The sequence below is a fragment of the Amycolatopsis dongchuanensis genome (assembly GCF_039542405.1).
Lineage (GTDB): Bacteria > Actinomycetota > Actinomycetes > Mycobacteriales > Pseudonocardiaceae > Amycolatopsis_E > Amycolatopsis_E sacchari.
This window is the reverse complement of the sequence record NZ_BAABIB010000075.1, coordinates 417,464-439,099: the sequence shown is the minus strand read 5'-3', so window position 1 is coordinate 439,099 and position 21,636 is coordinate 417,464. Positions and strand designations below refer to the sequence as shown.

19 protein-coding genes are annotated in these 21,636 nt (G+C 71.7%); 11 read left to right on the top strand and 8 right to left on the bottom strand.

Going from position 1 to position 21,636, the window contains the following annotated elements:
* Positions 1-123 precede the first annotated feature (123 nt).
* Positions 124-768 carry a LysE family translocator gene (locus ABFX51_RS19650; protein ID WP_091507517.1) on the bottom strand — a complete coding sequence of 215 codons (645 nt, stop codon included), beginning with the start codon at positions 766-768 and terminating at the stop codon, positions 124-126.
* A gap of 81 nt (positions 769-849) precedes the next feature.
* Here ABFX51_RS19650 and ABFX51_RS19645 point away from each other — a divergent pair, with 81 nt between their 5' ends.
* From ABFX51_RS19645 to ABFX51_RS19620, 6 genes are all read left to right on the top strand, one after another.
* On the top strand, positions 850-2,013 hold the full coding sequence (locus ABFX51_RS19645; protein WP_346054480.1) for a winged helix DNA-binding domain-containing protein: 1,164 nt from the start codon (positions 850-852) through the stop codon (positions 2,011-2,013).
* A 136-nt stretch (positions 2,014-2,149) separates the two neighbouring features.
* Positions 2,150-3,154: a type I glyceraldehyde-3-phosphate dehydrogenase gene (gene gap, locus ABFX51_RS19640; RefSeq protein WP_091507511.1), complete on the top strand. Its 1,005-nt coding sequence runs from the start codon at positions 2,150-2,152 to the stop codon at positions 3,152-3,154.
* Between the two features lie 4 nt (positions 3,155-3,158).
* Positions 3,159-4,367, top strand: coding sequence for a phosphoglycerate kinase (locus tag ABFX51_RS19635; protein ID WP_091507508.1), 1,209 nt, complete (start codon positions 3,159-3,161; stop codon positions 4,365-4,367).
* Complete coding sequence (tpiA, locus tag ABFX51_RS19630; RefSeq protein WP_091507505.1) at positions 4,367-5,155, top strand: triose-phosphate isomerase; 789 nt, start codon at positions 4,367-4,369, stop codon at positions 5,153-5,155. The genes ABFX51_RS19635 and tpiA overlap by 1 nt, the downstream gene beginning before the upstream one ends.
* 131 nt (positions 5,156-5,286) lie before the next feature.
* Complete coding sequence (gene secG / locus ABFX51_RS19625) at positions 5,287-5,517, top strand: preprotein translocase subunit SecG (RefSeq protein ID WP_091507503.1); 231 nt, start codon at positions 5,287-5,289, stop codon at positions 5,515-5,517.
* A gap of 52 nt (positions 5,518-5,569) precedes the next feature.
* A complete protein-coding gene (locus ABFX51_RS19620) occupies positions 5,570-5,911 on the top strand; it encodes an RNA polymerase-binding protein RbpA (RefSeq protein WP_091507501.1) in 342 nt (113 codons plus the stop codon).
* Between the two features lie 64 nt (positions 5,912-5,975).
* Here ABFX51_RS19620 and ABFX51_RS19615 read toward each other — a convergent pair whose 3' ends face one another.
* The 7 genes from ABFX51_RS19615 to tkt all read right to left on the bottom strand — a co-directional run bounded on the left by ABFX51_RS19615 (position 5,976) and on the right by tkt (position 15,534).
* Positions 5,976-7,169 carry a sensor histidine kinase gene (locus ABFX51_RS19615; RefSeq protein ID WP_091507498.1) on the bottom strand — a complete coding sequence of 398 codons (1,194 nt, stop codon included), beginning with the start codon at positions 7,167-7,169 and terminating at the stop codon, positions 5,976-5,978.
* 211 nt (positions 7,170-7,380) lie between these two features.
* Positions 7,381-8,163 (bottom strand): 6-phosphogluconolactonase, encoded by a 783-nt coding sequence (gene pgl / locus ABFX51_RS19610; protein ID WP_346054479.1) that lies wholly within the window; start codon positions 8,161-8,163, stop codon positions 7,381-7,383.
* The gene (opcA, locus tag ABFX51_RS19605) at positions 8,160-9,152 is read right to left on the bottom strand and encodes a glucose-6-phosphate dehydrogenase assembly protein OpcA (protein WP_346054478.1); all 993 of its coding nucleotides are present in this window, start codon (positions 9,150-9,152) and stop codon (positions 8,160-8,162) included. The genes pgl and opcA overlap by 4 nt, the downstream gene beginning before the upstream one ends.
* A complete protein-coding gene (zwf, locus tag ABFX51_RS19600; protein WP_091507490.1) occupies positions 9,149-10,678 on the bottom strand; it encodes a glucose-6-phosphate dehydrogenase in 1,530 nt (509 codons plus the stop codon). The genes opcA and zwf overlap by 4 nt, the downstream gene beginning before the upstream one ends.
* Entirely contained in the window at positions 10,675-12,297 is a 1,623-nt protein-coding gene (locus ABFX51_RS19595) for a glucose-6-phosphate isomerase (protein ID WP_346054477.1), read from the bottom strand. Before ABFX51_RS19595 ends, zwf begins: the two co-directional genes overlap by 4 nt.
* Positions 12,298-12,299: 2 nt before the next feature.
* Positions 12,300-13,409 (bottom strand): transaldolase, encoded by a 1,110-nt coding sequence (gene tal, locus ABFX51_RS19590; RefSeq protein ID WP_346054476.1) that lies wholly within the window; start codon positions 13,407-13,409, stop codon positions 12,300-12,302.
* A gap of 22 nt (positions 13,410-13,431) precedes the next feature.
* Entirely contained in the window at positions 13,432-15,534 is a 2,103-nt protein-coding gene (tkt, locus tag ABFX51_RS19585; protein ID WP_346054475.1) for a transketolase, read from the bottom strand.
* A 313-nt stretch (positions 15,535-15,847) separates the two neighbouring features.
* On the opposite strand from tkt, the gene ABFX51_RS19580 reads away from it, so the two are divergent.
* The 5 genes from ABFX51_RS19580 (at position 15,848) to ABFX51_RS19560 (ending at position 21,618) form a co-directional block, all read left to right on the top strand.
* Entirely contained in the window at positions 15,848-16,828 is a 981-nt protein-coding gene (locus ABFX51_RS19580) for a heme o synthase (protein ID WP_091507481.1), read from the top strand.
* 97 nt (positions 16,829-16,925) lie between these two features.
* Entirely contained in the window at positions 16,926-19,217 is a 2,292-nt protein-coding gene (locus ABFX51_RS19575; protein WP_346054550.1) for an ATP-binding domain-containing protein, read from the top strand.
* A gap of 31 nt (positions 19,218-19,248) precedes the next feature.
* Positions 19,249-19,827 carry an FKBP-type peptidyl-prolyl cis-trans isomerase gene (locus tag ABFX51_RS19570; RefSeq protein WP_091507478.1) on the top strand — a complete coding sequence of 193 codons (579 nt, stop codon included), beginning with the start codon at positions 19,249-19,251 and terminating at the stop codon, positions 19,825-19,827.
* A gap of 9 nt (positions 19,828-19,836) precedes the next feature.
* Entirely contained in the window at positions 19,837-20,598 is a 762-nt protein-coding gene (locus ABFX51_RS19565; protein WP_346054474.1) for an SDR family NAD(P)-dependent oxidoreductase, read from the top strand.
* 42 nt (positions 20,599-20,640) lie between these two features.
* Positions 20,641-21,618, top strand: a complete 978-nt coding sequence (locus ABFX51_RS19560) for a DMT family transporter (RefSeq protein ID WP_091507474.1) — start codon at positions 20,641-20,643, stop codon at positions 21,616-21,618.
* Positions 21,619-21,636 lie beyond the last annotated feature (18 nt).

Here is a 21,636-nt window from a genome sequence, read left to right as displayed (position 1 = left end):
GCCGGATGCCTCGCGGTGGGGCTGGCGGCCCACCCCTCGCCCGCCGCCACCCTCAGCGGGCGCGTTCCGGGCGGCAGCCTGGTCTGGTGAACGCGGTGGCTCCACCGCTCAGGAAACGCGAACTCAGTCCTTGCGGCCCGTCACCGCGACGCCGACGCCGAGGCCGATCATCACGAGCCCGCCCGTGCCGCCGATCAGTTCGAGCCGCCGGGGCGAGCGCGCGAACCACGTGCGCGCCGCGCCCGCGGCCAGTGCCCACGCGCTGTCCGACAGCACCGCGATCACCGGCAGGCACACGCCCAGCACGAGCATCTGCAGCGGCACGTGCCCGGCCCCGGTGACGACGAACTGCGGCAGCACCGCGGCCAGGAACACGATGGACTTCGGGTTGGCGAAGCCGACCACGAACCCGTCCCGCAGGACGCGCAGCGTCCGGCCCGGCGTGGTGCGCACCGCCCCGGCCAGCGCGTCGCTCAGCCGCCGCCGGTGCCGGAACGCCTGCACACCCAGGTAGACCAGGTACGCGGCGCCGGCCAGCTTGATCACGGTGAACACCGTGGCCGAGGCCTGCACGAGCACCCCGAGCCCGAACGCGACCGCCACCACCTGCGCGTACACGCCGACGGCGTTGCCCACCACCGTGAGCAGCGCGTCGCGCCGCCCCACGGTCAGCGCGCGGCTGACGGTGAACAGCACGCTCGGACCCGGCACGACCACCATCAGGAACACCAGCGCGGCGAACGCCGCGAAGGAACCAGGGGACACCATGCGCCGACCCTAGCCACGCCGCCGGGGCCCGCCGAGGGATTTTTCGCCGGAACCGTCGGTGGCTGCTGGTACGAAGAGCACGTGCACAGCATCGGAACGGCCCAGCGCCGCGCACGCCTCGTGGCCCGGCACCACCTCGCCGCCCCCGCGGACCACGTGACCGAGGTGGCCGAAAGCCTGGTCGCGCTGCACGCCACCGACCCCGCGACGGTCCACCTGTCGGCCGCCGTGCGGCTCCGCGAGCCCGGCACCGCGGAGCACGCGCTGTACGAGGAGCGGTCACTGCTGCGCATGCTCGGCATGCGGCGCACGATGTTCGTGGTCCCGGCCGCGCTCGCACCCGTCGTGCAGGCGGCGTGCGCCGACGACATCGCGCGCAAACAGCGGAAACTGCTGCTGCAGCACCTGGAGACCGCGGAGCTGGGCACCGACCTCGACGCGTGGCTCGCAGAGGTCGAGGAGGGCGCGTACGCCGCGCTGCGGGGACTGGGCGCGGCCCACGCCCAGCAGATCGCCGACGCCGAACCCCGGCTGCGCACGGAAATCGTGGTGGCGCAAGGGAAACCGTACGAAGCACGCGGGTACATCACGAACCGCGTGTTGTTCCTGCTCGCCGCCGAGGGCCGGATCGTGCGCGGCCGGCCGCGCGGGTCGTGGCTGTCCACGCAGTACTCGTGGGCGACCGCCGAATCCTGGCTGCCGGACGGGATTCCCGTCCTGCCGCCGGAGGAGGCCAGGGCCGAGCTGGCGCGGCGGTGGCTGCGTGCGTTCGGCCCGGCGACGGCCGAGGACCTGAAGTGGTGGACGGGCTGGACCGCGGGCCAGGTGAAGAAGGCCCTCGCCCAGGTGGCGCCCGCCGAGGTCGACCTCGACGGCGAGCCCGGCATCGCGCTGGCCGAAGACCTCGAACCGGTGCCGGCACCGGAACCGGTCGCCGCGCTCCTGCCCGCGCTCGACCCCACGCCGATGGGCTGGGTCCGGCGTGACTGGTACCTCGGCGAGCACCGGGACCAGCTGTTCGACCGCACGGGCAACGTCGGCCCCACGGTGTGGTGGGAGGGCCGGGTCGTGGGCGGCTGGGCGCAGCGCGCGGATGGCGAGGTCACCTGGCGGCTGCTGGAGGACGTGGGCGCCGACGCGGAGGCCGCGATCGAGGCGAAGGCGGACCAGTTGCGCGAGTGGCTCGGCGACGTCAGGGTGACCCCGAAATTCCGCACGCCGCTCGAGAAAACGCTGGTCTCTTGATCGATTCCCCTGGGTGGCGGATCTCTCGTCGGTCCATGTCAGTCCGTGCAGGCCAGCACGCTAGGGTGAGGCTCGAGCCCGAAGACGTGTAGCCCGGTTTTCGCAAGCCGGGTACGGACCCGAGGAGAGACGAGCAGTGACGGTTCGCGTAGGTGTGAACGGCTTCGGCCGGATCGGCCGCAACTTCTTCCGCGCGGTGCAGGCCACGGGCCACGACATCGAGGTGGTGGCCTTCAACGACCTCGGTGACGTCAAGACCATGGCGCAGCTGCTCAAGTACGACAGCGTGCTGGGCCGCTACCCCGAGGAGATCTCCGTCAGCGACGAGGGCATCGTCGTCGGCGGCAAGACCGTCAAGGCGCTCGCCGAGCGCGACCCGGCGAACCTGCCGTGGGGCGACCTCGGTGTCGACGTCGTCGTCGAGTCCACCGGCTTCTTCACCAACGCCGACGCGGCGAAGGCCCACATCGCCGGTGGCGCCAAGAAGGTCATCATCTCCGCGCCCGCCAAGGGCGAGGACCTGACCGTCGTGCTGGGTGTCAACGACAACCTCTACGACGGCTCGCAGACGATCATCTCGAACGCGTCCTGCACCACGAACTGCCTCGGCCCGCTCGCCAAGGTCCTCCACGAGGCCTTCGGCATCGAGAAGGGCCTGATGACCACGATCCACGCCTACACGCAGGACCAGAACCTGCAGGACGGCCCCCACAAGGACCCGCGCCGCGCCCGCGCCGCCGCGCTGAACGTGGTGCCGACCTCCACCGGTGCCGCGAAGGCCATCGGCCTGGTGCTGCCGGAGCTCAACGGCAAGCTGGACGGCTACTCGCTGCGCGTGCCCGTGCCCACCGGCTCGATCACCGACCTGACCGTCGACCTGCAGAAGAAGGCGACGATCGAGGAGATCAACGCCGCGTACAAGGCCGCCGCCGAGGGCCCGCTCAAGGGCATCCTGCGCTACAGCGAGGACCCGATCGTCTCCTCGGACATCGTCAACGACCCGGCCTCGTGCATCTTCGACGCGCCGCTGACCAAGGTCATCGACAACCAGGTCAAGGTGTTCGGCTGGTACGACAACGAGTGGGGTTACTCCAACCGCCTGGCGGACCTGGTGAACCTCGTCGGCTCGAAGCTGTCCTGAGGCCATGGCCGTCAAGACGCTCGAAGACCTGCTGGCCGAAGGCGTCGCGGGGCGGCACGTCCTGGTCCGCTCGGACCTGAACGTGCCGCTCGACGGTGCCCGCATCACCGACGACGGCCGCGTGCGCGCGGCGCTGCCCACCATCCGGCGCCTGGCCGAGGCCGGCGCGAAGGTGGTCGTCGCCGCGCACCTCGGCCGCCCCAAGGGTGCGCCGGAGGAGAAGTACTCGCTGCGGCCGGTCGCCGCGCGGCTCGGTGAGCTGCTCGGCGCCGATGTGCGGCTGGCCTCGGACGTGGTGGGCGAAGGCGCGAAGGCCGTCGTCTCCTCGCTGGCCGACGGCCAGGTCGCGCTGCTGGAGAACGTGCGGTTCGACCCGCGCGAGACCAGCAAGGACGCAGGGGAGCGGGACGAGCTGGCCCACGCGTTCGCCGCGCTCGTCGGTGAGGACGGCGCGTTCGTCTCCGACGGGTTCGGTGTCGTGCACCGCAAGCAGGCGTCGGTCTACGACGTGGCGCGCGTGCTGCCCGCCTACGCGGGCGGCCTCGTGCTGGCGGAGCTGGACGTGCTCGGCAGGCTCACCGGCAACCCGGAGCGGCCGTATGTGGTCGTGCTCGGCGGTTCGAAGGTCTCCGACAAGCTCGCGGTGATCGAGGCGCTGCTGCCGAAGGTGGACAAGCTGCTCATCGGCGGCGGCATGGCGTTCACGTTCCTCGCCGCGCAGGGCCACTCCGTGGGCTCCTCGCTGCTGGAGCAGGACTTCGTCGAGACCGCGCGCAAGCTGCTGGAGACCGAGGGCGACAAGATCGTCGTTCCGGTGGACGTCGTCGTGGCGGACCGCTTCGCCGCCGACGCCGCCACCGACACGGTCGCCGCCGACGCGATCCCCGAGGGCTGGATGGGGCTGGACATCGGCCCGCGCACGGTCGAGTCCTTCGCGGCCGCGGTCGCCGGGGCGAAGACGGTGTTTTGGAACGGCCCGGCAGGCGTGTTCGAGATGGCGCCGTTCGCGGCCGGTACCCGCGGGGTCGCGCAGGCGATCGCGGACTCGGCGGCGTTCAGCGTCGTCGGCGGTGGCGACTCGGCTGCCGCGGTGCGCCAGCTCGGGCTGCCCGAGGACGGCTTCTCGCACATCTCCACCGGTGGCGGTGCGTCGCTGGAGTACCTGGAGGGCAAGGAGCTGCCGGGCGTGGCGGTGCTGGGAGAGGAAGGCTGATGGCGCGCAAGACGTTCGTCGCCGGCAACTGGAAGATGAACCTCAACCACCTCGAGGCCATCGCGCTGGTGCAGAAGATCGCCTTCTCGCTGCCGGAGAAGTACTACGCCAAGGTGGACGTGGCGGTGCTGCCGCCCTTCACGGACATCCGCAGCATCCAGACCCTCGTCGACGGGGACAAGCTCCTGCTCACCTACGGGGCGCAGGACCTGTCCCCGCACGACTCGGGCGCCTACACCGGTGACGTCTCGGGCCCGATGCTGGCGAAACTGGGCTGCAAGTACGTCACCGTGGGGCACTCCGAGCGCCGCGAGTACCACCACGAGGACGACGAGCTGGTCAACAAGAAGGTGCGGGCCGCGATCAAGCACGGCATCAGCCCCATCCTCTGCGTGGGGGAGCCGCTGAACGTGCGCGAAGCGGGCGAGCACGTCGACCACGGGTGCGCGCAGCTGCTCGCCGGGCTGAAGGGCCTGAAGGCCGAGCAGGTCGCCGAGCACGTGGTCGTCGCGTACGAGCCGATCTGGGCGATTGGCACCGGGCGGGTCGCGACGCAGGCCGACGCCGAGGAGGTGTGCAAGGCGCTGCGGGCCACGCTCGCGGAGAAGTACGGCGCCGAGGTCGCCGACAAGGTGCGCATCCTCTACGGCGGCTCCGTGAAGTCGGGCAACATCGCCGAGCTGGTCGCGTGCGACAACATCGACGGTGCGCTGGTCGGCGGGGCGAGCCTGCAGGCCGACGAGTTCACCAAGCTGTGCGCGCTCGCCGCCGGGGGACCGCTGCCGTGACCCTTGCGGTCGGCGAGTAGTCTGGCAACCTCAGACCGTCACACCATCAGGGAACACCCTTTGCGGTGCCGTACGATCGGGGCCACCCGCCCGCCGGGTCGTCCGGCACCCCGAGGACCACAGAGGATGAGATGAAGCTGTTCCTGCAAATCCTGTTGATCGCGTCCAGCGTGCTGCTGGTGATCGCGGTACTGCTGCACCGCGGGCGCGGCGGCGGGTTGTCCTCGCTGTTCGGCGGTGGGATGCAGTCCAGTCTCGCGGGGTCGAGCGTGGCCGAGAAGAACCTCGACCGCATCACCCTCCTGCTCGGTGCCGTCTGGTTGATCAGCATCGTGGGCCTCGGCCTGTTGCTGAAGGTCTGAGTGCACGGGCGTGCCTATGGGGGGCGCGCCGCCGAATGAACTGTGAGGATTCATGGTTGGCGGTAACGCGATTCGAGGCACCAGGGTCGGTGCCGGTCCTTCCGGCGAGTCCGAGCGCGGCGAATCCGCGCCGCGGCGCCGGGTCTCCTACTGGTGTGCCAACGGCCACGAGTCACGTCCGTCGTTCGCGATGGACGCGGAGGTCCCGGAGGAGTGGGATTGCCCGCGGTGCGGGCTGCCCGGCGGCCGTGACTCCGAGAACCCGCCGGCCGCGCCCAGGACCGAGCCCTACAAGACTCACCTGGCGTACGTGAAGGAGCGGCGCAGTGACGCCGACGGCGAGGCCATCCTCGCCGAGGCGCTCGAGCGGTTGCGGCAGCGCCGGCAGATCTGAGCTGCCGCAGGGTCCCTTGCGATGGGGCCGGTCCTCCCCTGGAGAACCGGCCCCATCGGCCTTCTCACGACTTCACGGGATAGGTGGCCCGGACCCGGAACCCGCCGTCCGACGTGGGGGCCGTTTCGAAGCTGCCGCCGAGCAGCCGCGCCCGCTCGGCGAGGCCCGTCAGCCCGTGCCCGCCCGAGGGCAGCGGGGTCGCCGGGCGGCTGGGGCCGTCGTTGCTCACCTCGATGTTCAGGCGGTCGCCGTCCCCGAGGATGACGATCTTCGCCCGGGCACCCGGCGCGTGCTTGCGGACGTTCGTCAGGCACTCCTGCACGGTCCGGTAGGCCGCGGCGGACACCTTCGCGGGCAGCTGGTCCGGCACGCTGTCGACGGTGAGCTGGACGGGCACCTCGCAGCCGCGGACGAGCTGGTCGAGCTCGCCGATGCCGGGGTGGGGGCCGTCGTCGGGGGCACCGGAGCGCAGCACCCCGACCAGTGAGCGCAGCTCTTCGAGGGTGCGGGTGGACAGCTGCCGGATGACCTGCGCGGTCTGCTGGGCGTTGGCCGGGTCGCCCGCGGCGGCGAGCACCCCGGCCTGCATCGCGATGAGCGTGATGTCGTGGGAGACGACGTCGTGCATCTCCCGGGCGAGCCGGGCGCGTTCCTCGGCCCGCACCGCGTCGTCCCGCAGCTGCTGCTCGCGGTCGCGGCTGGCGGCCAGCTCGACGAGCTTCTGCGCGAGCTGGGCCCGCGCGCCGATGAGCAGCCCGATCGCGATCGGCATGCCGGCGACGAGGACGCCGTAGATGGCGTCGAGGACGTGTTCGCGCCAGCTCAGCTGCGCGAAGTCGGACAGCGGCCACTGGATGAAGCGGCAGGCCCACACCAGTGCCGCCCCGACCCACACCTGCCAGTGCGTCTGCCTGCGGGTGGCGAGCATGCCCAGCGCGATCATCGCCGCGAGCTGGGACCAGCCGGTCAGGAACCCGGGCACGGTGCCGAGGACGACGGCGAACGGCAGCCACCGCCGGGCGGCGAGCGCCAGGCAGGCGAACGCCGAGAGGTAGATGGAGTACGGCTCGGCCTTCTCGGGGATGACGAGCCACACGTCGAGCGCCGCCAGCAGGATGGCAGCGGCGTCGAGTGCGAGCGGCGCCCAGGTCGCCCGTCTCGTCAGCACTTCCCAGCGCGCGCCGTGGCGGCCGGAGGTCCGCTCGGCGGTCTTGGCTCCACCGACCGCAATGCCGATGGAGAGTCCCTCAGTGCTCATGGAATCGGCCCTCACTCGTCTCGTGGACTTGACGGTGAGATGGCCGAACATGCCGTCCGGGACGCACGCAAGTGAATTAATGTGCGGATGCTAACGGGAAACGCCGCACTGCGGGGAAATTTCACCCAGCGTCACGGAAATCCGGCCCGGTGACGCGGTCCGGAGGGGCCTCTGGTGCAGACCAATCGCACCAGAGGCCCCTCCGGCGGCGTCAGGCCGTGGGTGGCAGGTAGACGTTCGACAGCTTGCCCGCGGCGGCCCGGTCGACGAGCCACAGCGTGCGCCGCTGCCCCCGCGCACCCGCGACGGGCAGCTGCACCTCGCCGGCACCGGACAGCGCGAGCGCGACGGCGTCCGCCTTCGCCTCGCCGGTGGTCAGCAGCCACACGTCGTGCGCGCGGCGGATGGCAGGCAGCGTCAGCGAAATCCGCGTCGGCGGCGGCTTGGGGCAGTTGCGGACCGCCACCACCGAGCGCTCGGTCTCGTAGACCGCGGGCGACTCCGGGAACACCGAAGCGGTGTGCCCCTCGCCGCCCAGACCGAGCAGCATGATGTCGAAGCCCGGCACGTCACCGTGGTCCTCCGGCCGGGCGTTGTCCGCCAGCACGCGGGCGTACGCCGCCGCTGCGGCGTCCACGTCGTCGCCGAACTCGCCGTCCGAGGGCGCCATCGCGTGCACCCGCTTCGGATCGACGGGCACGTGGTCCAGCAGCGCCTCGCGGGCCTGCTTCTCGTTGCGCTCGTCGTCGTCGGCGGGCACGAACCGCTCATCGCCCCAGTACAGGTCCAGCCGCAACCAGTCCACCGCATCCCGCGCGGGGGAGCGGCGGAGCTGGTCGAGCACGGCGATGCCGGTACTGCCACCGGTGAGCACCAGCGAAGCCGAGCCCTTGGCGGCCTGCAGGTCCACCAGCCGGGTCACCAGCCGCGCGGCGACGGCCGCCGCCAGCAGCTCCGGATTGGCGTAGACCACGACCTCGGTCTTGCCGCTCACGACGCCGCCTTCGCGGTCTTCTTGCCGTTCTTCGCCTTGCCGCCGACCTTGGCGGCGGCGGGCTTCCCGGTCCCGGCGGAGAGCTTGTCCAGACCGTGCAGCGCGGCCTCGTACACCTCGTCCGGGTCGAGCCGGCGCAGCTCCTCGATCAGGCAGTCCTTGGTGTTGCGCCGGTGCAGGGCGATGCGGCGGGTCGGCTGGCCCGGCTGGGTCAGCGTGCCGACCTTGCCGTCGGGGCGGTGCAGCTCGATGACGCCGGAACGCCGCTCCAGCGACACCGACACGATGCCCTGGGCGGAAGCCGTCTTCACCCGCTTCACCGGGATCTTCAGGTACTCCGCGAGCCAGCCCGCGAGCAGCTCCGTCGACGGCGAGTCCGCCTCGCCGGTCACGGTGGCGCCGGTGACCGCCTCGTACGGCGGCAGGTCCAGCGCCGCGACCAGCTGGGCACGCCAGTTGGTCAGCCGCGTCCACGCCAGGTCGGTGTCGCCCGGGGTGTAGGACTTCCGCCGCGTGGCGAGCGCGCGGATCGGGTTCTTCTCGGCCGCGGAGTCGGTGATGCGGCGCTGCGCGAGCTGGCCGATCGGGTCCTCCGCGGGCGACTTCGGGCCCGCGGAGGGCCACCACGTCACGATCGGGGCGTCGGGCAGCAGCAGCGGCACGACCGCGCTCTGGCCCTGCGCCGCGAGCGGGCCGTACAGCCGCAGCACCACGACCTCGCTCGCCCCGGCGTCACCGCCGATGCGGATCTGGCCGTCGATGCGCGCGGCGGCGGTGCGGGAGCCGCGGGCGATCACGATGACCCGGCACGGGTGCTCCCGGCTGGCCTCGTTCGCCGCGTCGATGTGCTCCTCGAGGTGCTCGCCGTCGTCGTCGACGATCACCAGCGTGAGCACGCGGCCCAGCGCGACGGCGCCGCCCTGCTCACGCAGCTCGACGAGCTTGCGGTTGACCTGCGAGGTGGTGGTCGAGGGCAGGTCGATGATCACGGACGCCTCCAGTTCCGGCCCGAGCGGGCGAGCACCTCGTCGGCCGAAGCGGGACCCCAGCTGCCCGGCGCGTACGGCTCGGGCGCGCCCTGCTTGGCCCAGTGCTCCAGGATCGGGTCGAGGATCTCCCAGGACAGCTCGACCTCTTCGTTCACCGGGAACAGCGACGGCTCGCCGAGCAGCACGTCCAGGATGAGCCGCTCGTAGGCCTCGGGGGAGGACTCGGTGAACGCGTGCCCGTACCCGAAGTCCATCGTGACGTCGCGGACCTCCATGGTCGTGCCCGGCACCTTCGAGCCGAACCGCATGGTCACGCCCTCGTCCGGCTGGACGCGGATGACCAGCGCGTTCTGCCCCAGCTCCTCGGTCGAGGTGTAGTCGAACGGCAGGTGCGGGGCGCGCTTGAACATCACCGCGATCTCGGTGACGCGGCGGCCCAGCCGCTTGCCCGTGCGCAGGTAGAACGGCACACCCGCCCAGCGGCGGTTCTGCACCTCCAGCGTCACGGCGGCGTAGGTCTCGGTGGTCGAGTCCTTCGCGAACCCGGCCTCCTGCAGCAGGCCCGGCACCTTCTTGCCGCCCTGCCAGCCACCGGCGTACTGCCCGCGCGCGGTGGTCTCGTCGAAGGGCTGCAGCGGCTTCGTGGCCCGCAGGACCTTGATCTTCTCCGCCCGCAGCGCCCGCGGCTCGAACGACAGCGGCTCCTCCATCGCGGTGAAGGCCAGCAGCTGCAGCAGGTGGTTCTGGATCACGTCGCGGGCCGCGCCGATGCCGTCGTAGTAGCCAGCGCGGCCACCGAGGCCGATGTCCTCGGCCATGGTGATCTGCACGTGGTCGACGTAGTTGGCGTTCCAGATCGGCTCGAACAGCTGGTTGGCGAAGCGCAGCGCCAGGATGTTCTGCACCGTCTCCTTGCCGAGGTAGTGGTCGATGCGGAACACCGACTCCTCGGGGAAGACGTCGTTGACGATGCCGTTGAGCTCCCTGGCGCTGGACAGGTCGTGCCCGAACGGCTTCTCGATCACCACGCGGCGCCACGACCGGTCGTCGGACTGCGCCAGCCCGGAGCGGGCCAGCTGCTTGGTCACGACGGGGAAGGCGCCCGGCGGGATCGACAGGTAGAACGCCGTGTTCCCGCCCGTGCCGCGCTCGGTGTCCAGGTCGCGCACCGTCTGCGCGAGCCGGTCGAACGCGTCGTCGTCGTCGAAGGTGCCCTGCACGAACCGGATGCCCTCGGCGAGCCGGTGCCAGACCGACTCGCGGAAGGGCGTGCGGGCGTGCTCGGCCACCGCGTCGTGCACCAGCTGGCCGAAGTCCTCGTTCTCCCAGTCGCGCCGGGCGAAGCCCACCAGCGAGAAGCCGGCGGGCAGCAGCCCGCGGTTGGCCAGGTCGTAGATCGCGGGCATCAGCTTCTTGCGCGACAGGTCACCGGTGACACCGAAGATGACCATGCTCGACGGCCCCGCGATCCGGGGCAGGCGTTTGTCGCGAGGGTCCCGCAGCGGGTTGCTCCACTGCTCACTCACCGTTCGCTGACCTCCTGTACAGCGCGGACGAGTTGTGCCAGGCCGGCGGCCCGGTCGGTCAGGTGCAGGCGCAGGACCGGGCGGCCGTGCTCGCGGAGCACCTGGCCGTCGCCGAGCGCCTGGGCGTGCTGCAGCTTGCCCAGCGTGTACGGGCGGTCCGGCACGTCGAGGTCCTGCTCGACGGCACCGGTGACCTGCAGGAAGATGCCGTTCTGGTGGCCGCCCTTGTGGTACTGGCCGGTCGAGTGCAGGAAGCGCGGGCCCCACCCGAAGGTGGTCTGCAGCCCGGTGCGCTTGGCCAGTTCCGCGCGGAGGATCGACGCCGAGGCGTCGTCGAGCCGGTCGAGGTAGGCCTGCACCGCGAGGTAGCCGCCCTCGGGGGCGGTCGCGAAGAACGACCGGAGCACGTCGGCGAGTTCGCCGTCGGTGCTCATCCCTTCGGGCGCGAACACCTCCACCGTGTCGTCCACAGTGGACGGCTGCTCGCCGCCCTCCAGCGCCGCCGGGTTGTCCAGCAGCGACCGCGCCGCGGCCTTCGCGGCCTCGACGTCGGGCTGGTCGAACGGGTTGATCTCCAGCAGCCGCCCGGCGATCGCGGTCGCGAACTCCCACAGCAGGAACTGCGCGCCCAGCGGGCCTTCCGTGGTGATCTTCGCGGCACCCACCTGCGGGCCCACCGCGACCGGGGTCGCGTCGGCGCCGGCGTCGGCGAAGCCGGGGGCCGTCGGCCCCTCGACCGCGACGGGCAGCAGGCCCGTGCCCTGCTTGCCGGTGGACTCGGCGATCAGCTGCTCCGCCCAGTCGGGGAAGCCGGTGATGCCCGAGCCGGTGTCGGCGAGCACGACCTTCTCGGCGCCGTCGGCGTGTGCCGCGGCCCAGGCCGCGCCCAGGCGCAGCGCCGGGTTGTCCGCGCTGTCCTCGCCGAGCACCTGGGCCGCCGCGGCGGCCTGGTCGAGCAGGCGCGCGACGTCGGCACCGGCGAGCCCGGCGGGCACCAGCCCGAACGCGGTCAGCGCCGAGTAGCGGCCGCCGACGTGCGGGTCGGCGAGGAACACCTTGCGGTAGCCCTCGTTCTCCGCGAGGTCGGCCAGCGGGGAGCCCGGGTCGGTGACGACGACGATGCGGCTCGCCGCGTCGATGCCCGCCTCGGTGAACGCCTTGCCGAAGATGCGGCGGTGGCTGTCGGTCTCGACGGTGCCGCCGGACTTCGACGACACCACGATGACCGTGCGCTGCAGGTCACCCGCGAGCGCGTCGGCCACCTGGCCGGGGTCGGTCGTGTCGAGCACCGTCAGCGGCGTGCCCTCGGTGCTCGTGATCACCTCGGGCGCGAGCGAGGAGCCGCCCATGCCGGCGAGCACGACGCGGTCGATGCCCTCGCCGCGCAGCTCCTCGCGCAGCGCCTCGATCTCGCCGATCAACGGCCGCGAGCTCTTGTGCAGCGTGGTCCACGACAGCCGGATCGACGCCTCGGACTCCGCGTCGGGACCCCACAGCGTGGGGTCCTGCGCGGCGAGCTTCGAGGCGACCTGGTCGGCCACCAGCTTGTCGACCAGCGGCGCGGCCTTGGCCGCCAGACCGTCGTCGACGATCGTGACTGTGGTTCCGTCGGGGGCCATGGTCAGTTCTTCGCCTTCCCGAGCTGGCCCTCGACGGTGTCGAGCAGCTCCTGCCAGGACTTCTCGAACTTCTCCACGCCCTCGTCCTCCAGCGTGCGGAACACGTCGGAGATGTCGATGCCGACGGCGGCCAGCTTGTCGAAGACCTCCTGCGCCTGGCCCGCGGTGCCGGTGACCTTGTCACCGTCGATGGTGGCGTGCTCGGCCACCGCGTCCAGCGTCTTCTCCGGCATGGTGTTCACCGTGTTCGGCACCACCAGCTGGTCCACGTAGCGGGTGGGGGAGTACTGCGGGTCCTTCACGCCGGTGGAGGCCCACAGCGGCCGCTGCGGGTTGGCGCCCTCGGCCTTCAGCGCGGCCCACCGCTCGCTCGCGAACAGCTCCTCGTAGGCGGCGTAGGCCAGGCGGGCGTTGGCGATGGCGGCCTCGCCGCGCAGGGCCTTGGCCTCGTCGGTGCCGATCCCGTCGAGGCGCTTGTCGACCTCGGTGTCCACACGGGACACGAAGAACGACGCCACGGACTCGATCGTGCGCAGGTCGTGGCCGTTGGCCTTGGCCTGCTCCAGCCCGGCGAAGAACGCCTCGATCACCTTGCGGTAGCGCTCCACGGAGAAGATCAGCGTGACGTTGACGCTGATGCCCTCGGCCAGCGTGCGCGTGATCGCGGGCAGGCCCTCCTCGGTGGCCGGGATCTTGATGAAGATGTTCGGCCGGTCCACGGTCTTCCACAGGTCCTGCGCCTCGAGCGCGGTCTTCTCCGCGTCCTTGGCCAGCCGCGGGTCGACCTCGATCGACACGCGGCCGTCGGTGCCGTTCGTGGCGGTGTAGATGTCGCGGAACAGGTCCGCGGCGTTGCGCACGTCGGTGGTGGTCAGCTCGCGGACGGTCGCGTGCAGGTCGGCGCCGCGGGCGGCCAGCTCGCGGACCTGCTCGTCGTAGGCGTCGCCGTGCGACAGCGCGTTCGCGAAGATGGTCGGGTTCGTGGTGACCCCGACGACGTGCTTGTCGCGGATCAGCGCGGCGAGGTTGCCGGAGTCGAGCCGCTCACGCGACAGGTCGTCGAGCCAGATCGAAACACCGGCGTCGGACAGCTGAGCAAGTCGGTCGCTCATGAGGAGTCATCCCCTTCTGGGTTCAGGAGTTCTTGGTCTTGGCGAGCGAGCTGCGCGCGGCGTCGACCACGGCGTCGGCGGTGAACCCGAACTCGCGGAACAGGGTCTGGTAGTCGGCCGAGGCACCGTAGTGCTCGATCGACACGATCTCGCCGGCGTCGCCGACCCAGCGGTACCAGGGCTGGGCGATGCCGGCCTCGACCGCCACCCGCGCCTTCACCCCGGACGGGAGCACGGACTCCCGGTACGCCTCGTCCTGCGCCTCGAACCACTCCACACACGGCATGGAGACCACGCGGGTTCGAACGCCGTCGGCTTCGAGGATCCTGCGGGCCTCGACGGCCAGCTGGACCTCGGAACCGGTGCCGATCAGGACGACGTCCGGCTCACCGCCGGTCGCGTCGGCGATGACGTAGCCGCCCTTGGCGACCCCGTCGATCGTCGTGCCCTCCAGCACCGGCACGTTCTGGCGCGTCAGCACCAGACCGGACGGGTGGTGCTTGTCGTCCAGCGCGGCCTTCCAGGCACCGGCGGTCTCGTTCGCGTCCGCCGGGCGGACGACGTTGAGGCCCGGGATGGCGCGGTTCGCGGCCAGGTGCTCGATCGGCTGGTGCGTCGGGCCGTCCTCGCCGAGGCCGATCGAGTCGTGCGTCCAGACGTAGATCACCGGCACGTGCATCAGCGCGGCCAGGCGCACCGGCGGGCGCATGTAGTCGCTGAAGGTGAAGAAGGTGGCGCCGTAGGGGCGCGTGCCGCCGTGCAGCGCGATGCCGTTGAGGATCGAGCCCATGGCGTGCTCGCGGACGCCGAAGTGCAGCGTGCGGCCGTAGGGGTTGGCGTTCCACATGTCCGTGGAGGCCTTCTCCGGGCCGAACGAGTCGGCGCCCTTCATCGTGGTGTTGTTGCTCTCGGCCAGGTCGGCCGAGCCGCCCCACAGCTCCGGCAGCACGTCGGCGAGCGCGTTCAGCACCTCACCGGAGGCCTTGCGGGTGGCGATGCCCTTGGCGTCGGGCTCCCACGTCGGCAGCTTGTCGGCCCAGCCCTCGGGCAGCGTGCGGGTGGACAGGCGGTCGGCCAGCGCCTTGCGCTCCGGGTTGGCCGCGGCCCACGCGTCGTAGCGCTCCTGCCACTCGGCGCGCCACTGCTTGCCGCGGTCGAGCGCCTTGCGGGTGTTGGCGAGCACCTCGTCCTCGATCACGAAGCTGCGCTCCGGGTCGAAGCCGAGGATCTCCTTGACCGCGGCGACCTCCTCGGCGCCCAGCGCGGCGCCGTGGGCCTTGCCGGTGCCCATCTTCTTGGGGGCCGGGTAGCCGATGATCGTGCGCAGCAGGATGAACGAGGGGCGCGGGTCCGCCTTCGCGGCCTTGATCGCCTCCTGGATCGCCACGACGTCCTCGCCGCCCTCGACGACCTGGACGTGCCAGCCGTAGGCCTCGTACCGCTTCGCGGTGTCCTCCGACAGGGCGATGTTCGTGTCGTCCTCGATGGAGATCTTGTTGTCGTCGTAGAAGACGATCAGGTTGCCCAGTTCCTGGCGGCCCGCGATCGACGAGGCTTCGGAGGTCACGCCCTCCTCGATGTCACCGTCGGAGGCGATCACGTAGATCCAGTGGTCGAACAGGCTCTCGCCGGGCGCGGCGTCCGGGTCCAGCAGACCGCGCTCGCGCCGGGCGGCCATCGCCATGCCCACGGCGTTGGCCAGGCCCTGGCCCAGCGGGCCCGTGGTGACCTCGACGCCCTTGGTGTGCTGGTACTCGGGGTGGCCGGGGGTCTTCGAGCCCCACTTGCGCAGCTGCTTGAGGTCCTCCATCTCCAGGCCGTAGCCGGCGAGGAACAGCTGGATGTACAGCGTCAGGCTGGAGTGCCCGGCCGAGAGGACGAAACGGTCGCGCGCGGGCCACTCCGGGTCGGACGGGTCGTGCCGCATCTCGCGCTGGAACAGCGTGTAGGCCAGCGGGGCCAGGCTCATGGCCGTGCCCGGGTGGCCGCTGCCACAGTTCTCCACGGCGTCCGCGGCCAGCACGCGGATGGTGTCCACGGCGCGGGTGTCGAGGTCGGTCCAGTCGGCGGGCACGTTCCGCCGGAGCAGAGGATTGTTCTCGCTGATAGAGGCGGTTTCGGACACTGAACTCGAACTCCCGGTACTCGTTGTTGGTCGGTTACGTCACCCGGCGTGTTCGCGCGCGCCGGTGCCACTTATCTCAATCGATCCCGAAGGGACAATATTCCTGGTTGGCGGCCATGCGCGCGCGGGCGCCGAAGCCTTTCGGGGGCAGCCTAGTAGGTCGGGTACCCGTGGCGCTGAAGTGCGACACACCGGGGCGGCCGCCGGACGGGCGAACCCCCGGCAGGCGTCAGGGCGAACCCCGTGACTACGATCAGTGGCGGTGTCACGCGTACCGCGCGGGCACCACCCCGAACCGACCCTGGGAGCGAAATTGTCGTTGGTGAACGCTGCGCACGGCCGCAGTGACCGCACCAGCGCCGACCACCCCGGAGGCGAACCGCCCACCGGTGGCCTGCGACGGCTGACGGGCCGCGCGGCCGCGTACCTCGCGCTGACCAAGCCGCAGGTCATCGAGCTGCTGCTGGTCACGACCATCCCCGCGATGTTCCTCGCGGCCCGCACCATCCCGTCGCCGTGGCTGATACTGGCCACGCTCGTCGGCGGGGCGATGGCGGCCGGCAGCGCCAACACGCTGAACTGCGTGATCGACGCCGACATCGACAAGGTGATGAACCGCACCAAGCGGCGCCCGCTCGTGCGTGACTCGGTGCCGCGGCGCAACGCCCTGGTGTTCGGCCTCGTGCTCGGCGCCGCGTCGTTCGTGATGCTGTACTTCACGGTCAACCTGCTGTCCGCCGTGCTCGCGATCGCGACGATCCTGTTCTACATCTTCGTCTACACGCTGGGGCTCAAGCGCCGCACCGCGCAGAACGTGGTGTGGGGCGGGGCCGCCGGCTGCATGCCGGTCGTGATCGGCTGGGCGGCGGTGACCGGCACGGTGCAGTGGCCGGCCTTCGTGATGTTCGGCGTCATCTTCTTCTGGACGCCGCCGCACACGTGGGCGCTGGGCATGAAGTACCGCGAGGACTACGAGCGCGCCGGCGTGCCGATGCTGCCCGTCGTCGCGACGCCGCAGCACGTGGCGCGGCAGATCGTCATCTACTCGTGGGTGATGGTCGGCTGGACGCTGCTCCTGCTGCCCGTGACGAGCTGGCTGTACGCCACGTTCGCCGTGCTGGCGGGCGGCTGGTTCCTCTTCTACGCGCACTCGCTGCAGCGGCAGGTCCGGCGCGGCGTCGAGACCAAGCCCATGGCGTTGTTCCACCGCTCGAACACCTACCTGATGGTCGTGTTCTGCGCGCTGGCCGTCGACTCCGCCATCGGCCTGCCCACCCTCGGCCTGCCGTTCTAGCCCGCGAAAAAACCGCCGCACCGGGAATTCCCCGGGGGGCAGGGTCGTTGGTTCGCACGCTGACCATCCACCCCTGAAAAGTGAAGGCGGGTTGTCCTTGTCCGTGTCCCCGCAACGGGAACCCGACAGCGCACGAGACCTCGCGGCGGAGCAGGACTACGTGTCGTTGCTCTACCGCAAGCTGGACGCCGAGCGGGAGGCCGCCCAGCGGCGGCTGAACTCGGCACTGGAACAAGTGGGGAGCACGCCGCAGGCCCGCACCGAGCGGGACGTCGCCACCACCACCTACTCAGACCGGCTCGCCCAGCTGAGCTCGGTCGAGCAGGGCCTGTGCTTCGGCAGGCTCGACTTCCACGAGGGCGAGACCCTCTACGTCGGGCGCCTCGGCCTGTTCGACGAGGAGGGCGACTACGAGCCCCTCCTGCTGGACTGGCGTGCCCCGGCGGCCCGGCCGTTCTACCTCGCCACGGCCGCCTCGCCCGAGGGCGTCCGGCGGCGACGGCACATCCGGACGCTGAGCCGCAAGGTCGTCGCCCTCGACGACGAGGTCCTCGACCTGCGTGCCGCCGACCAGGGGCACGACCTCGGCCTGGCGGGCGAGGCCGCACTGCTGGCCGCGCTGGAGCGCCGCCGCACCGGCGAGATGGGCGACATCGTCGCCACGATCCAGGCCGAGCAGGACCGCATCATCCGCGACGAGCTCGGTGGCGTGCTCGTCGTGCAGGGCGGGCCCGGCACCGGCAAGACCGCCGTGGCGCTGCACCGCGCCGCGTACCTGCTCTACACCTACCGCCAGCAGCTCGCGACGCGCGGCGTGCTCGTGGTGGGGCCCAACAGCACGTTCCTCCGCTACATCGGCCAGGTGCTGCCGTCCCTGGGCGAGACCGGCGTGCTGCTGTCGACCGTCGGTCAGCTGTTCCCCGGGGTCCGCGCCACCGGCGAGGACACCCGCGAAGCGGCGGAGGTCAAGGGCCGCGCGGTGATGGTGGACGTGCTCACCGACGCCGTCGCCGACCGGCAGCGGGTGCCCGACGAGGTCCTGCGCGTGGAGTTCGAGGACGACGTGCTCGAAGTCGACCGGGAGACGTGCGAGCGCGCCAGGGCCAAGGCCCGCGCCACCCGCCGCCCGCACAACCTCGCCCGCCGGGTCTTCGTCGACCAGCTGCTCGACGCGCTCGCCGAGCGTGCCGCCGGGCGGCTCGAAGTGGACCTGTTCGAAGGGGTCCCGGAGATCCCGCTCGACGAGGGGGAGACCGCCGACGCCCCGGTGCTCGACGCGGGCGACCGGGCCGACATCCGTGCCGAGCTGGCGAGCTCGCCCAAGGTGCTGGCCGCGCTCGACGAACTGTGGCCGAAGCTGACCCCGCAGCGGCTGCTGCGTGACCTGCTGGCCTCACCCGAGCGGCTGGCGTCGGCGGCGGGGGACCGCCTGACCGAAGCCGAGCGGACCGCGCTCGTGCGGCCCCCGAAGTCCCGCTGGACGCCCGCCGACGTGCCGCTGCTCGACGAGCTGGCCGAACTCCTCGGTGAGGACGACACCGAGGAACGCGCCGAACGCGAGCGCCGTGAGCGGGAAGAGCGGGCGTACGCCGAGGGCGTGCTGCACATCCTCGAGCAGGACGACGAGCTCGCCGACGAGGAGATCCTGCGGGTCGGCGACATCCTCGACGCCGAGCTGTTCGCCGAGCGCCAGCAGGCCCGCAGCGAGCTGACCGCCGCCGAGCGCGCCGCCCGCGACCGCAAGTGGACGTTCGGGCACGTGATCGTCGACGAGGCGCAGGAGCTGTCCGCGATGGACTGGCGGCTGCTGATGCGCCGGTGCCCGAGCCGGTCGATGACGCTCGTCGGGGACGTGGCGCAGACCGGGGCCGCGGCAGGGACCTCGTCGTGGGACGACGTGCTCGCTCCGCACGTGGGGGACCGGTGGCGGCTGCGTGAGCTGACCGTCAACTACCGCACCCCGGCCGAGATCATGGAGCTCGCCGCCGGTGTGCTCGCCAAGGTCGACCCCGGGCTGCGGGCACCCACTTCGGTGCGCGAGAGCGGCATCGAGCCGTGGCAGCGCCCGCTGGCGGAGGTGTCGCTGCGGACGCTGGCGGAGGAGGAGCTGCGCGCAGCGGACGGTGGCACCGTCGCGGTCCTGTGCCCCGCGGCGCGACTCGCGGCTCTGCGTGCCGAGCTGCCCGACGACGAGCGCTTGTCCGTGCTCGCGGTGGACGAGGCCAAGGGGCTGGAGTTCGACGGCGTGCTCGTGGTGGCGCCGGAGGAGATCGTGGCGGCCTCCCCGCGCGGCTGGAACGACCTCTACGTGGCGCTGACCCGCGCGACCCGGCGGCTGGGCGTCGTCTACACCGAACGCGCGCTGGAACCACTCGTGGGTGCCGGATAAGAACTGGTCACGGCCGATTAAGGTGAGCGCCATGCGTAACGCTGGCAAGATCGTGATCGGGGTGGCCGCCGCGCTCGCCCTCGCCGCCTGCTCCAACAGCCAGGAGCCCGCGGACGTCCCGCCCGGTGGCGGCCCGACCTACCCCGCGCCGAACCCGGCCGCGGCCTCGTCCGCCGCGCAGCCTTCGGCGCAGCCGCAGCGCGAGTGCACCGTGGACGACGTCCAGGTCGCCGGCGCGTTCGGCAGCAAGCCGACCGTGACCATCCCGGACACCTGCGCCGCACCGACCAAGCTGCTGAGCAAGGACCTGGTGCCGGGCACCGGCGCCGCCGCGAAGACCGGCAGCCAGCTGCAGGTCGACTACGACCTCTACACGTGGTCGGACAAGGTGGACCAGCAGAACTCCTTCGGCAGCGGCGGGTTCCCGCTGACCCTCGGCGACGGCAGCGTCATCCCGGGCTGGGAGGAGGGCCTCGTCGGCATCAAGCAGGGCGGGCGACGGCTGCTGGTCATCCCGCCGGACAAGGGCTACGGCGCGCGGGGCAACCAGTCGATCAAGCCGAACGAGACGCTGGTGTTCGTGGTCGACGCCGACCGGGTCACCGGCTGAGCCGCGGCCATGCGGTTGCGCGGAGCGGTGGCGGTGGTGACGGGCGCCTCGTCCGGCATCGGGGCCGCCACCGCGCTCCGGCTGCACGAGGCCGGTGCGCGGCTGGTCCTGCACGGCAGGGACACCGGCAGGCTGGCGGCGCTGGCCGAGCGCACCGGTGGTGCCGTCGTCGCGGGTGACCTCGCCGACCTCGACGGCATCCCCGCACTCGCCGACGAGATCACCGGCCGCTTCGGCGAGGTCGACGTGCTCGTCAACAACGCCGGGATCGGCTGGGCGGGCCCCTTCGGCGAGATGACCGCGGCCGACGTCCGGCGCGTCGTCGACGTGAACCTCACCGCGCCCATCGAGCTGACCCGCGCGCTGCTGCCCGCCCTGCGTGGCCGCCCCGAGGCCGGCGTCGTGTTCGTCACGTCCATCGCGGGCCGCACGGCGGTGGCGGGGGAGTCGGTCTACTCGGCGGTCAAGGCCGGGCTGGACGTGTTCGCCGAAAGCCTCCGCTTCGAACTCGCCGGTACGGGCGTGAGAATCGGCGTCGTGGTTCCCGGGGTCGTGGACACGGAATTCTTCGCCCGCCGCGGACGCCCTTATGAAAGGCGCTCACCGCGGCCGATCCCCGCGGACCGGGTGGCCGGCGCGGTGCTTCGGGCGGTCCGCGACGGCCGTGCTGAGCAGCACGTTCCGGGGTGGCTCCGCCTTCCGGTACTCGTGCGCGGCACCCTTCCCGGGGTGTACCGTGCGTTGGCGACCCGATTCGGTGGTTCGGGTTGAGCCGTCGGAATCTTTCTCGCCTGGGGAGCGCTGCAACTTGATGTGTTGATCCCGGTTCTCCTCGGTTTCGCAGCCGCGTTCCTGTTCGCCGCCTCCGCCGCGCTGCAGCGGAGCGCGGTGCTCGTCGTGGCCGACGCCGACACCGAGCACCGGGCCAACCGGCACCGCCTGCCCGTGCTGTGGCTCATCCGCAAGCTGCTCCGGCAGCGGGTGTGGCTCGCCGGCTGGGCGACCAACCTCCTCGGCTTCGTCAGCCAGGCCGCCGCGCTGCACTTCGGCTCCATCGCGCTGGTCCAGCCCCTGCTCGTGACGCAGCTGCTGTTCGCGCTGCCGATGGCCTCCGCCGTCGTCCGGCAGTGGCCGGCCGCCCGCGACTGGCTGGCCGCGCTCGCGATCAGCGGCGGGGTGGCGTGCTTCCTGGCGGTCGAGGGGGCCGCGCCGCTGGACGGCTCCCCCGACCGGGGGAGATTGGTCGTCGCGGTGCTCGTGGCCGTCGTGGTCGTCGTGGTCCTCGTCCAGCTGGCCCAGCACCGGGGCCCGCTGCTGCACAGCGCGCTCATCGCCAGCGCCGCCGGCATGTGCTACGCGATCAGCGCCGCGCTGATGAAGCTCACCACCGACGACCTCCTCGTCCGCGGCGTGCTCGCCACCGCGATCGACTGGCCAGGGTACGCGCTGGCCCTGTCGACCCTCACCGGCCTCCTCCTGGGACAACAGGCGTACGGCTCGGGCTCGCTGTCGGCGGCCATCGCGGTGATGTCGATCGTCAACCCCGCCGTCAGCTACGTGCTCGGCATGCTCGCGTTCCACGCCACGCTGTCCACCGAACCCGGCCCGCTCGCGGCTTCGGCGGGGGCGGCGGTGCTGCTCGTGGCCGGCGTCTTCGGCCTCGCTCATTCACCGACGGTGCAACGCGAAACCACCCGCACCGCAACACACGGCGTTTACCCTGTCACGGATAAGGTCCCCGGTAAAGTTGCGGCCCCCGCGCAACCCCCGGACACTTGTGCCCAGGAGTGATCTGAGCCCGTGAAGCAA

Excerpts from the sequence above, each read along its gene's own strand:
- ABFX51_RS19650 (WP_091507517.1), bottom strand. The coding sequence starts at position 768 with ATGGTGTCCCCTGGTTCCTTCGCGGCGTTCGCCGCGCTGGTGTTCCTG.
- ABFX51_RS19635 (WP_091507508.1), top strand. The coding sequence starts at position 3,159 with ATGGCCGTCAAGACGCTCGAAGACCTGCTGGCCGAAGGCGTCGCGGGG.
- tpiA (WP_091507505.1), top strand. The coding sequence starts at position 4,367 with ATGGCGCGCAAGACGTTCGTCGCCGGCAACTGGAAGATGAACCTCAAC.
- secG (WP_091507503.1), top strand. The coding sequence starts at position 5,287 with ATGAAGCTGTTCCTGCAAATCCTGTTGATCGCGTCCAGCGTGCTGCTG.
- ABFX51_RS19620 (WP_091507501.1), top strand. The coding sequence starts at position 5,570 with ATGGTTGGCGGTAACGCGATTCGAGGCACCAGGGTCGGTGCCGGTCCT.
- ABFX51_RS19615 (WP_091507498.1), bottom strand. The coding sequence starts at position 7,169 with ATGAGCACTGAGGGACTCTCCATCGGCATTGCGGTCGGTGGAGCCAAG.
- ABFX51_RS19595 (WP_346054477.1), bottom strand. The coding sequence starts at position 12,297 with ATGGCCCCCGACGGAACCACAGTCACGATCGTCGACGACGGTCTGGCG.
- tal (WP_346054476.1), bottom strand. The coding sequence starts at position 13,409 with ATGAGCGACCGACTTGCTCAGCTGTCCGACGCCGGTGTTTCGATCTGG.
- ABFX51_RS19570 (WP_091507478.1), top strand. The coding sequence starts at position 19,249 with ATGCGTAACGCTGGCAAGATCGTGATCGGGGTGGCCGCCGCGCTCGCC.
- ABFX51_RS19565 (WP_346054474.1), top strand. The coding sequence starts at position 19,837 with ATGCGGTTGCGCGGAGCGGTGGCGGTGGTGACGGGCGCCTCGTCCGGC.